Genomic DNA, 10,853 nt, shown 5'->3' with positions numbered 1-10,853 from the left:
ACAGGACAGTGAAACGACTTCGCGCCGATGATAGTGCGGACTCCCGTGTGAAAGTAGGTCATCGTCAGGCTATTACAGCCCAAACCGCCCCTAGCTCATTTGAGTTAGGGGCGTTTTGCTTTGCGGGAAGCAAAACACACGTGCTTCATGGGACCTGCATTCGCATCAGCCATGATCCAGGCGGTGATTGTGAGGGCCCTGCGAAACCAATCTCCGCATGAACACGAAGCATCCCCATATGACCACCCTCATGCACAACTGTTGCCAGGAGTGGATCTGACTCGTCCTCCGGAGGAGATGCATATCATGGTGTCGAGGCCTGAGTCGCTTGAGGCTCTAGGAGTCACGGCGAAGCTTGCTCCAATGCCGTTGATGGCACCCCAGCGGTTGACTGTCAATGTGGCCGAGTTGGTTGTGAAACGCACGGAAGCATCCGGTGGAGCGGGGAAGGACTGGATCAGCTCGTCATCTTCGGTCGACGTGGATGCGCGGGGAATCCCGTTGTTGTCGAGGTCAATGAACACATCCCAGCCACAACTCCAGTCACTGGGCGAGGCGTTGCAACTTCGGCCATCGGTGACGTCCTTCTTTCGCAGTTTGATGTTGTCTCCCCTTCGAACTGCTTCGGAGCGGGCGACTTGCAGGGAGCCCTTGAGCTCCATGGCGGCCTGATGCACGCGCAGTTTTTGGATCAAGCTGGAAAAGTTCGGAGCGGCCAGAGTGGCGACAATCGTCAGCAGCGCAATGGTGCACATGAGTTCAACCAGAGTGAAGCCACTTTCAGCGTTGCAAGAGCGGGGAGTGGGTACAGCGGCGTGAGATGTGGGGCGGTTCATTGGCAGGTGACCGAAGGGGGGGATTTCCCTTTGTACCGCTGCTCGAAAACGGGCAGTTTGATCTCCACAGGCAAGGACAAAGAATGGGTGCGAGTGTGTCGAGAAGCATGCCCCTGGCACAGAAAGAAGGCGTGTTCAAAAAAATCGTCTTTCCGTGCATTTCTCTTCGTGTTTTCCCGAAAGTGGCCCTCCTGCCGGGCTACAATACGAGCTGCAGTTTGGTGGGCTTGGACGAAGCCAAGAATCTTGAAAATATTTTTAGGGTTTCTTGGGTGAGGATGAAAAATCCGCTATAATTGCAAGTTCTCCGGAGGGGTGCCCGAGTGGCTAAAGGGGGCAGACTGTAAATCTGTTGGCTTACGCCTACACTGGTTCGAATCCAGTCCCCTCCACCAAATTATGAGAGTCGAGGTCCTCGTTGGGGTGCGACGCTGATCAATGGATCAAGCGGGAGTAGTTCAATGGTAGAACCTTAGCCTTCCAAGCTAATGACGCGGGTTCGATTCCCGTCTCCCGCTCCATAGCTGGTTTGTGAGAAAAGTTAAGCGCAATGCGCTGTGAAGTTGCCCATGTGGCTCAGTGGTAGAGCACTCCCTTGGTAAGGGAGAGGTCGCGGGTCCGATTCCCGCCATGGGCACCACAAGTTTCAGGTGCGTCCGTTCGGGTTGCGCCTTATTTTCAGGTGTAGTTTTCGGAGTCAAGAAATGGCAAAGGAAAAATTCGAGCGGACCAAGCCGCACGTCAACGTCGGTACCATCGGTCACGTTGACCACGGCAAGACCACGCTGACGGCCGCTATCGCTACCGTTCTGTCGAAGAAGTTTGGCGGCGAAGCCAAGGCTTACGACCAGATCGACGCTGCGCCCGAAGAAAAGGCCCGCGGTATCACGATCAACACCGCTCACGTCGAGTACGAAACCAACGGTCGTCACTACGCTCACGTGGACTGCCCAGGTCACGCCGACTATGTGAAGAACATGATCACCGGCGCTGCCCAGATGGACGGCGCGATCTTGGTCTGCTCCGCTGCTGACGGCCCAATGCCCCAGACCCGCGAGCACATCCTGCTGGCCCGTCAGGTTGGCGTTCCTTACATCATCGTGTTCCTGAACAAGTGCGACATGGTCGATGACGAAGAGCTGCTCGAGCTGGTCGAAATGGAAGTTCGCGAACTCCTCGACAAGTACGACTTCCCAGGCGACGACACCCCGATCATCCGTGGTTCTGCCAAGCTGGCTCTCGAAGGCGACCAGTCCGACAAGGGCGAGCCCGCCATCCTGCGTCTGGCAGAAGCTCTGGACAGCTACATCCCCACGCCTGAGCGTGCAGTGGACGGCGCGTTCCTGATGCCAGTCGAAGACGTGTTCTCGATCTCCGGTCGCGGTACCGTGGTGACAGGCCGTATCGAGCGCGGTATCGTCAAGGTCGGCGAAGAAATCGAAATCGTCGGTATCAAGGACACCCAGAAGACCACCGTCACTGGCGTGGAAATGTTCCGCAAGCTGCTGGACCAAGGTCAAGCTGGCGACAACGTGGGTCTGCTGCTGCGCGGCACGAAGCGCGAAGACGTCGAGCGCGGCCAAGTGCTGTGCAAGCCCGGTTCGATCAAGCCACACACGGAATTCACCGCTGAGGTGTACGTTCTGTCGAAGGACGAAGGCGGCCGTCACACTCCGTTCTTCAACAACTACCGTCCACAGTTCTACTTCCGTACGACTGACGTGACCGGCTCCATCGTGCTGCCAGCCGACAAGGAAATGGTCATGCCTGGTGACAACGTGTCCATCACCGTGAAGCTGATCGCTCCGATCGCCATGGAAGAAGGTCTGCGTTTCGCCATCCGCGAAGGCGGTCGTACCGTCGGCGCCGGTGTGGTTGCCACGATCATTGCGTAAGTTTTGATTCGTAGGGGTATAGCTCAATTGGCAGAGCGTCGGTCTCCAAAACCGAAGGTTGTAGGTTCGATTCCTACTGCCCCTGCCACCTAAGGGTGGAAACAATAAGCCCGCCAAGCCTTGGCGGGCTTCGGCGTCTTGTGCGACGCTGGAATAAGAAATGATTGCAGTCACATATGGCCACTTCTCAGGTTGAAACGGTTAGTACTGGAGCGGACAAGGCGAAGCTTGCCTTGGCCGTCGTACTGGTATTGGCCTCTATTGCCGGCTTCTATGTGCTTTCCAAGCAGGGTCCATTGGTGCAATGGGCTGTGTTGCTGGTGGGATTGATTGCGGCCGTAGTGGTGTTTCTTGTTTCCGAGCCTGGCCGGCAATTCGTGGCCTTCGCTCGCGATGCGTGGAAGGAAGTGCACAAGGTTGTCTGGCCTACCCGCAAGGAAGCGCTGCAGATGACCGGCTATGTGTTCGCCTTTGTGGTGATCATGGCGCTGTTCCTGTGGTTTACCGACAAGACGCTTGAATGGCTCTTGTACGATTTGGTTCTGGGTTGGAGGAAGTAACTGATGACTGATGACGCCATGGAAAATGCTGGCGCTGCAGCGGCAGTTCCTGCTCCCGTAGCTGCAGGCAATCCGGATCTGCGCTGGTACATCGTTCATGCCTATTCGGGTATGGAAAAGGCGGTGGAGCGCAACATCACCGAACGCATCGCCCGTGCGGGCATGCAGGACAAGTTTGGCCGTATTCTGGTTCCGACCGAAGAAGTGGTCGAAATGAAGAATGGCCAGCGCAAGACGACCGAGCGTCGCCTTTATCCTGGTTATGTGTTCGTTGAAATGGTGATGGAAGATGACACGTGGCACTTGGTGAAGCACACCAGCAAGGTCACGGGCTTCGTGGGTGGTTCCAAGAACCGTCCCGCGCCGATCTCTGACGATGAAGTCCAGAAGATCGTCAGCCAGATGGAAGAGGGCACCGAGAAGCCACGCCACAAGATCGAGTTCACCGTGGGTGAGCTGATCCGCGTGAAGGAAGGCCCCTTCACCGACTTCAACGGTTCCGTGGAAGAAGTCAACTACGAGAAGAATCGCCTGCGTGTGTCGGTGATGATTTTCGGACGCTCCACACCGGTCGAATTGGAATTCGCTCAGGTCGAGAAGACATAAGTCTTTCTCCCAAGACCTGATCTGCAAGGATCAGTGGTCCGATGCTTCACAGCTCTGCATCGGAAGCCACTTCACTTCGAGCTGCAACCCCGGGGAGCGTGTCTTGTGAAAGCAAGACAGGCGTTATGACCCGCAAGGAAATTAGCCATGGCGAAAAAAATCGTCGGCTTTATCAAGCTGCAAGTTCCAGCTGGTAAGGCAAATCCATCTCCTCCAATCGGTCCAGCGCTGGGTCAGCGCGGTCTGAACATCATGGAGTTCTGCAAGGCATTCAATGCGCAGACTCAAGGTGTTGAGCCAGGTCTGCCACTGCCAGTGGTGATCACGGCTTTTGCTGACAAGAGCTTCACGTTCGTCATCAAGACTCCTCCAGCCACCGTGCTGATCAAGAAGGCCATCAAGCTCGACAAGGGTTCCTCGAATCCTCTGAAGACCAAGGTCGGCAAGATCACCCGCGCCCAGCTGGAAGAAATCGCAAAGACCAAGCTGAAGGACATGAATGCCGCTGACGTTGACGCCGCTGTGCGCACGCTGGCAGGTTCGGCCCGCTCCATGGGCGTGACTGTGGAAGGACTGTAATCATGGCGAAGTTGACCAAGAAGCAAAAAGCATTGGCCGGCAAGGTTGACAGCACCAAGCTGTACGCATTCGCTGAAGCTGTGGCTATCGTGAAGGAAGCCGCTACCGCCAAGTTCGACGAGTCCATCGACGTTGCAGTGCAACTCGGCGTGGATGCCAAGAAGTCGGACCAAGTGGTGCGTGGCGCTGTCGTTCTGCCTCACGGCACCGGCAAGACCACTCGCGTGGCCGTGTTCGCCCAAGGCGCCAAGGCTGAAGAAGCCAAGGCCGCAGGCGCAGACATCGTCGGCATGGACGACCTGGCTGCCCAAGTGAAGGCTGGCGACATGCCCTTCGACGTGGTGATCGCTGCTCCCGATGCAATGCGCATCGTGGGTACCCTGGGTCAGATCCTGGGCCCACGTGGCCTGATGCCCAACCCCAAGGTTGGCACCGTGACTCCTGACGTCGCTACCGCTGTCAAGAACGCCAAGGCTGGTCAGATCCAGTTCCGCGTCGACAAGGCCGGCATCATCCACGGCACGATTGGCCGTCGCTCGTTCGACAACGAGAAGCTGCAGGGCAACCTGGCTGCTCTGATCGAAGCGCTGAACAAGTCCAAGCCTGCGTCGAGCAAGGGTGTTTACCTGCGCAAGGTCGCTGTGTCCTCCACCATGGGCGTTGGCGTCCGTGTGGATACACAGTCCATCGCAGCGTAATTGCTAAAAAGATCTTGAGGCGCTCGCAAGAGTGCCTCAGTGGTGGGTCGGCGCAGTGATGCGTCGGGTCATCCAAGACCGTTGGTGTGCAGACCGCTGCACTTAAACCGTGTGGAAGCCAACGCAGATGGCGATCCCGCTGCAGATGGAACGAGAAATTTTTCCTCAACAGTTGGTCGCTGCAACTTAAGCGCGCATCGAGAACTTAGGTTCGGAGTGCGCATATGAAGGAGTAGACCTTGAGTCTTAATCGCAGTGAGAAAGAAGCGGTCATCAATGAAGTGACCAGCCTCGCCGCAAAAGCTCAAACGCTGGTGATCGCGGAATACCGTGGCATCACGGTCGCTGACATGACCAAACTGCGCGTTGATGCACGCAGCAAGGGCGTTTCCCTGAGCGTTCTGAAGAACACTCTGGCACGTCGTGCTGTGGCTGGCAGCCAGTTTGATGTTGTCGCCGACCAGATGACCGGTCCTCTGATCTATGGCTTCTCCGAAGACGCTGTGGCCGCCGCCAAGGTGGTGGCCGATTTCGCGAAGACGAACGACAAGCTCGTGATTCGCGGTGGCGCTTTCGGTGGCAAGGCCCTGGACGTGAACGGCGTTAAGGAACTGGCAAGCATTCCCTCCAAGGAAGTGTTGCTGGCTCAGCTGTGTGGCTTGCTCATGTCGCCTATCTCGCGTACAGCCGTTGTGCTGGGCGCCCTGGCGGCAAAGAAGGGCGAAGGCGAAGCTGCTGCTGCTGCTTGATTGAAAAGCGCGCAGTTATCCCTCAAATAAACCAATTGTTAGGAAATCAAAATGGCATTCGATAAAGACGCATTCTTGACCGCGCTGGACAGCATGACGGTTCTGGAACTCAATGACCTGGTGAAGGCTATTGAAGAGAAGTTCGGCGTGTCCGCCGCTGCTATGGCTGCTCCCGCTGCTGGCGGCGCTGCTGGTGGCGCTGCTGCTGCTGAAGAAAAGACTGAATTCAACCTGGTTCTGCTCGAAGCAGGCGCAAACAAGGTTGGCGTGATCAAGGCCGTGCGTGAAATCACCGGTCTGGGCCTGAAGGAAGCCAAGGACATGGTCGACGGCGCTCCCAAGACCCTGAAGGAAGCTATGCCTAAGGCTGACGCTGAAGCTGCTGCCAAGAAGCTGACAGAAGCTGGTGCTAAGGCTGAACTGAAGTAATTCGGTCAGTTTTGAGGGCTGGAGGTTCCAAAAGGGGCCTCCAGCCTTTGGCGCTTCTAGTGCAAGGGTTTGTCCTGTGCTGGAAAGACGTCTTGTCTGACGACCTGCGTGGTCGTTTTGTTGTCAGATCAAGGCGGTAGATTCGGACCATTGTGTCCAGAGCGCACCAGAAAGCGGTTTGCAAGTATTCACTTTAACCGCTTTCTAGTGCCTTCTGATTCATCCGACAGCAGAAGGTGCCTTGGTTCGGGCGATGTGCAACGCATCGCCGTCCGCCATGGTTGGTAGTGGCCAACCGCCAAGCCTACAAGTGTGCCTTGTAGGGCAGTCGTCGAAGACCAGTTTCATGTCTTTGCCTGGAGATCTCATGGCCCAAACTTCCACGTACAGCTACACCGAGCGCAAGCGGATTCGCAAGAGCTTCGGCAGCCGTGACAGTGTGCTCAAAGTGCCTTATCTGTTGCAGATGCAGCGTGATGCCTACACCGCATTCCTGCAATCTGGTACAGCCCCCCAAAAACGCAGCGATGATGGCCTGCAGGCCGCGTTCAACGCCGCATTCCCGATCGTGTCGCACAACGGCTTCGTCGAAATGAAGTTTGTCGAGTACAACCTCGCCAAGCCCGCTTTCGACGTGCGTGAGTGCCAGACCCGTGGTCTGACCTTCTCCTCGGCCGTGCGTGCCAAGGTGCAGCTCATCATCTATGACCGCGAATCCTCGACCGCCTCCTCCAAGGTGGTGAAGGAAGTGAAGGAGCAGGAAGTCTACATGGGCGAAGTGCCCCTGATGACGGACAAGGGCTCGTTCATCATCAACGGTACTGAGCGCGTGATCGTGTCGCAGCTGCACCGCTCGCCAGGCGTGTTCTTCGAACACGACAAGGGCAAGACCCACAGCTCGGGCAAGCTGCTGTTCTCGGCTCGCATCATTCCTTACCGCGGCTCCTGGCTCGACTTCGAATTCGATCCGAAGGACATGCTGTACTTCCGCGTCGACCGTCGCCGCAAGATGCCCGTGACGATCCTGCTGAAGGCCATTGGCCTGAACCCGGAATCCATCCTCGCGAACTTCTTCGTGAACGACAACTTCCGCCTGATGGACACCGGTGCACAGATGGAATTCGTGCCCGAGCGCCTGAAGGGCGAAGTCGCGCGTTTCGACATCACCGACAAGTCCGGCAAGGTCGTGGTCGCCAAGGACAAGCGCATCACCGCGCGCCACACCCGCGAACTCGAGCAGTCCAACACGACGCACGTGAGCGTGCCCGAGGACTTCCTGATCGGCCGCGTCGTGGCACGCAACATCGTTGACGGCGACACCGGCGAAATCATCGCCAAGGCCAACGACGAGCTGACCGAAGCGCTGCTCAAGAAGCTGCGCTCCGCCGGCGTGCACGACATCCAGTGCATCTACACGAATGAACTCGACCAGGGCGCGTACATCTCGCAGACCCTGCGCATCGACGAAACCACCGACGAGTTCGCCGCGCGCGTTGCCATCTACCGCATGATGCGCCCCGGCGAGCCACCAACGGAAGACGCGGTACAGGCCCTGTTCCAGCGCCTGTTCTACAACTCCGACACGTACGATCTGTCGCGCGTGGGCCGCATGAAGTTCAACGCAAAGGTCGGTCGCGATGGCGCCACCGGACCGATGGTGCTGGACAACGACGACATTCTGTCCGTCGTGAAGATCCTCGTGGATCTGCGCAACGGCAAGGGCGAAGTCGACGACATCGACCACCTGGGCAACCGCCGCGTGCGTTGCGTGGGCGAACTGGCCGAAAACCAGTACCGCACCGGTCTGGCTCGTATCGAAAAGGCTGTGAAGGAACGTCTGGGCCAAGCGGAACAAGAGCCGCTGATGCCGCACGACCTGATCAACTCCAAGCCGATCTCCGCAGCCCTGAAGGAATTCTTCGGCGCATCGCAGCTGTCGCAGTTCATGGACCAGACCAACCCTCTGGCCGAAATCACCCACAAGCGCCGCGTTTCGGCTCTTGGCCCGGGTGGTCTGACACGCGAGCGCGCAGGCTTCGAAGTGCGTGACGTGCACGTGACCCACTACGGTCGCGTCTGCCCAATCGAAACGCCTGAAGGTCCAAACATTGGTCTGATCAACTCGCTGGCTCTGTACGCCCGCCTGAACGAATACGGTTTCATCGAAACCCCGTATCGCCGCGTGGTGGATGGCAAGGTCACGATGGACATCGACTACCTGTCGGCCATCGAAGAAGGCAAGTACATCATCGCCCAGGCGAACGCGACGCTCGACGAAGAAGGCCGCCTGACGGGCGATCTGGTGTCGGCCCGCGAACGTGGTGACTCCACTCTGGTGTCCGCCGAGCGCGTTCAGTACATGGACGTGTCGCCTGCGCAGATCGTCTCCGTTGCCGCCTCGCTGGTTCCGTTCCTCGAGCACGATGACGCGAACCGCGCGTTGATGGGCGCCAACATGTCGCGTCAGGCCGTGCCAGTGCTGCGTCCCGAAAAGCCGATGGTCGGCACGGGCATCGAGCGCGTGGCCGCCGTTGACTCCGGCACCGTGGTGACCGCAACCCGTGGCGGTATCGTCGACTATGTCGACGCGACCCGCATCGTGGTGCGCGTGAACGACGAGGAAGCCGTCGCCGGCGAAGTCGGCGTGGACATCTACAACCTCATCAAGTACCAGCGTTCCAACCAGAACACCAACATCCACCAGCGTCCCATCGTCCAGAAGGGCGACAAGCTGGCCAAGGGTGACGTGGTGGCCGACGGCGCATCGACCGACCTGGGCGAAATCGCCATTGGTCAGAACATGCTGATCGCCTTCATGCCATGGAACGGCTACAACTTCGAAGACTCGATCCTGATCAGCGAGCGCGTGGTGGCAGAAGACCGCTACACCTCGATCCACATCGAAGAACTCGTGGTGATGGCTCGTGACACGAAGCTGGGCCCTGAGGAAATCACGCGCGACATTCCGAACCTGTCGGAACAGCAACTGAACCGCCTCGACGAATCCGGCATCATCTACGTGGGTGCGGAAGTGCAGCCCGGCGACACGCTGGTCGGCAAGGTCACGCCCAAGGGCGAGACGACGCTCACTCCTGAAGAGAAGCTGCTGCGCGCGATCTTCGGCGAGAAGGCTTCGGACGTGAAGGACACGTCGCTGCGTGTGGATCAGGGCTCTTCGGGCACCGTGATCGACGTGCAGGTGTTCACCCGCGAAGGCATCCAGCGTGACAAGCGCGCCCAGCAGATCATCGACGATGAACTCAAGCGCTATCGCCTCGACCTGAACGACCAGCTGCGCATCGTGGAAGCCGACGCGTTCGACCGTATCGAGAAGCTCTTGATCGGTCACGTCGCCAACGGTGGCCCGCAGAAGCTGGCCAAGGGCACGAAGATCGACAAGGCGTATCTCGACGGCGTGGACAAGTTCCACTGGTTCGACATCCGTCCTGCGGAAGACAACGTCGCGGCGCAACTTGAGTCCATCAAGAACGCGCTGGAGCAGACACGCCACAGCTTCGACCTCGCGTTCGAAGAAAAGCGCAAGAAGCTCACGCAAGGCGACGAGCTGCCCGCGGGCGTGCTCAAGATGGTCAAGGTCTACCTGGCCGTCAAGCGCCGTCTGCAGCCCGGTGACAAGATGGCCGGCCGTCACGGCAACAAGGGTGTGGTCTCCAAGATCACGCCCGTGGAAGACATGCCTTACCTGGCAGACGGCACCACCGCCGACATCGTGCTGAACCCGCTGGGCGTGCCATCGCGCATGAACATCGGTCAGGTGCTGGAAGTTCACTTGGGTTGGGCCGGCAAGGGCCTGGGCCAGCGCATCGACAACATGCTGCGTGACCACGCACGTGCCGAAGAAATGCGTGAACTCATGGAGCAGATCTACAACTCGCGCGGCCGCCAGGAAGACCTGTCGCAGCTGACCGACGAAGAGATCATGAAGATGGCGGGCAACCTGCGTACCGGCGTGCCTTACGCATCGCCCGTGTTCGACGGCGCTTCCGAAGCCGAGATCAAGGACATGCTCAAGCTGGCCTACCCGGACGACATCGCCAAGGCCAAGGGCCTGACCGACACGCGCACACAGGCTTACCTGTATGACGGCCGCACCGGCGAGCGCTTCGAGCGCCCGACCACCATCGGCTACATGCACTACCTGAAGCTGCACCACTTGGTCGACGACAAGATGCACGCCCGCTCCACCGGTCCGTACTCGCTCGTGACGCAACAGCCGCTCGGCGGCAAGGCCCAGTTCGGTGGCCAGCGTTTCGGTGAAATGGAAGTGTGGGCGCTGGAAGCTTACGGCGCCGCCTACGTGCTGCAGGAAATGCTGACGGTGAAGTCCGATGACGTGGTGGGCCGTACCAAGGTGTACGAGAACATCGTCAAGGGTGAACACTCGATTGAAGCCGGCATGCCGGAATCGTTCAATGTGCTGGTCAAGGAAATCCGTTCCTTGGGCCTGGACATCGAACTGGAACGTTCTTAATTTGAAAAG

General features: G+C 58.4%; 9 protein-coding genes and 4 tRNA genes. 12 read left to right on the top strand and 1 reads right to left on the bottom strand.

Going from position 1 to position 10,853, the window contains the following annotated elements; genetic code table 11:
- Positions 1-248 precede the first annotated feature (248 nt).
- A complete protein-coding gene (locus ISG32_RS25505; protein WP_228530113.1) occupies positions 249-836 on the bottom strand; it encodes a GspH/FimT family pseudopilin in 588 nt (195 codons plus the stop codon).
- A gap of 309 nt (positions 837-1,145) precedes the next feature.
- Between ISG32_RS25505 and ISG32_RS25500 the strand changes: the two genes are divergently transcribed.
- The 12 genes from ISG32_RS25500 (at position 1,146) to rpoB (ending at position 10,844) form a co-directional block, all read left to right on the top strand.
- Positions 1,146-1,231 (top strand) — tRNA-Tyr (locus tag ISG32_RS25500).
- Positions 1,232-1,283: 52 nt separating this feature from the next.
- A tRNA-Gly gene (locus ISG32_RS25495) sits at positions 1,284-1,357 on the top strand.
- 44 nt (positions 1,358-1,401) lie between these two features.
- Positions 1,402-1,476 (top strand) — tRNA-Thr (locus ISG32_RS25490).
- 64 nt (positions 1,477-1,540) lie between these two features.
- On the top strand, positions 1,541-2,731 hold the full coding sequence (gene tuf / locus ISG32_RS25485) for an elongation factor Tu (RefSeq protein ID WP_194771793.1): 1,191 nt from the start codon (positions 1,541-1,543) through the stop codon (positions 2,729-2,731).
- A 12-nt stretch (positions 2,732-2,743) separates the two neighbouring features.
- A tRNA-Trp gene (locus ISG32_RS25480) sits at positions 2,744-2,819 on the top strand.
- Positions 2,820-2,907: 88 nt separating this feature from the next.
- On the top strand, positions 2,908-3,291 hold the full coding sequence (gene secE / locus ISG32_RS25475; protein WP_194773815.1) for a preprotein translocase subunit SecE: 384 nt from the start codon (positions 2,908-2,910) through the stop codon (positions 3,289-3,291).
- 18 nt (positions 3,292-3,309) lie between these two features.
- A complete protein-coding gene (nusG, locus tag ISG32_RS25470) occupies positions 3,310-3,897 on the top strand; it encodes a transcription termination/antitermination protein NusG (RefSeq protein WP_194773823.1) in 588 nt (195 codons plus the stop codon).
- A gap of 147 nt (positions 3,898-4,044) precedes the next feature.
- On the top strand, positions 4,045-4,476 hold the full coding sequence (rplK, locus tag ISG32_RS25465; protein WP_166068710.1) for a 50S ribosomal protein L11: 432 nt from the start codon (positions 4,045-4,047) through the stop codon (positions 4,474-4,476).
- Between the two features lie 2 nt (positions 4,477-4,478).
- Positions 4,479-5,174 carry a 50S ribosomal protein L1 gene (gene rplA, locus ISG32_RS25460; RefSeq protein ID WP_194773814.1) on the top strand — a complete coding sequence of 232 codons (696 nt, stop codon included), beginning with the start codon at positions 4,479-4,481 and terminating at the stop codon, positions 5,172-5,174.
- A 239-nt stretch (positions 5,175-5,413) separates the two neighbouring features.
- On the top strand, positions 5,414-5,923 hold the full coding sequence (gene rplJ / locus ISG32_RS25455; RefSeq protein WP_194773813.1) for a 50S ribosomal protein L10: 510 nt from the start codon (positions 5,414-5,416) through the stop codon (positions 5,921-5,923).
- Positions 5,924-5,974: 51 nt separating this feature from the next.
- A complete protein-coding gene (gene rplL, locus ISG32_RS25450; RefSeq protein ID WP_194773812.1) occupies positions 5,975-6,352 on the top strand; it encodes a 50S ribosomal protein L7/L12 in 378 nt (125 codons plus the stop codon).
- 367 nt (positions 6,353-6,719) lie between these two features.
- Positions 6,720-10,844 carry a DNA-directed RNA polymerase subunit beta gene (rpoB, locus tag ISG32_RS25445; protein ID WP_194773811.1) on the top strand — a complete coding sequence of 1,375 codons (4,125 nt, stop codon included), beginning with the start codon at positions 6,720-6,722 and terminating at the stop codon, positions 10,842-10,844.
- The last annotated feature ends 9 nt before the right edge of the window (positions 10,845-10,853 follow it).

The sequence above is a fragment of the Diaphorobacter caeni genome (assembly GCF_015354245.1).
GTDB lineage: Bacteria > Pseudomonadota > Gammaproteobacteria > Burkholderiales > Burkholderiaceae_C > Diaphorobacter_A > Diaphorobacter_A caeni.
Note: the sequence above shows the minus strand (reverse complement) of the source record. Positions and strands in the feature narration are given on the sequence as shown.

Coding starts and splice junctions, on each gene's coding strand:
- ISG32_RS25505 (WP_228530113.1), bottom strand. CDS start 836: ATGAACCGCCCCACATCTCACGCCGCTGTACCCACTCCCCGCTCTTGC.
- tuf (WP_194771793.1), top strand. CDS start 1,541: ATGGCAAAGGAAAAATTCGAGCGGACCAAGCCGCACGTCAACGTCGGT.
- secE (WP_194773815.1), top strand. CDS start 2,908: ATGGCCACTTCTCAGGTTGAAACGGTTAGTACTGGAGCGGACAAGGCG.
- nusG (WP_194773823.1), top strand. CDS start 3,310: ATGGAAAATGCTGGCGCTGCAGCGGCAGTTCCTGCTCCCGTAGCTGCA.
- rplK (WP_166068710.1), top strand. CDS start 4,045: ATGGCGAAAAAAATCGTCGGCTTTATCAAGCTGCAAGTTCCAGCTGGT.
- rplA (WP_194773814.1), top strand. CDS start 4,479: ATGGCGAAGTTGACCAAGAAGCAAAAAGCATTGGCCGGCAAGGTTGAC.
- rplL (WP_194773812.1), top strand. CDS start 5,975: ATGGCATTCGATAAAGACGCATTCTTGACCGCGCTGGACAGCATGACG.
- rpoB (WP_194773811.1), top strand. CDS start 6,720: ATGGCCCAAACTTCCACGTACAGCTACACCGAGCGCAAGCGGATTCGC.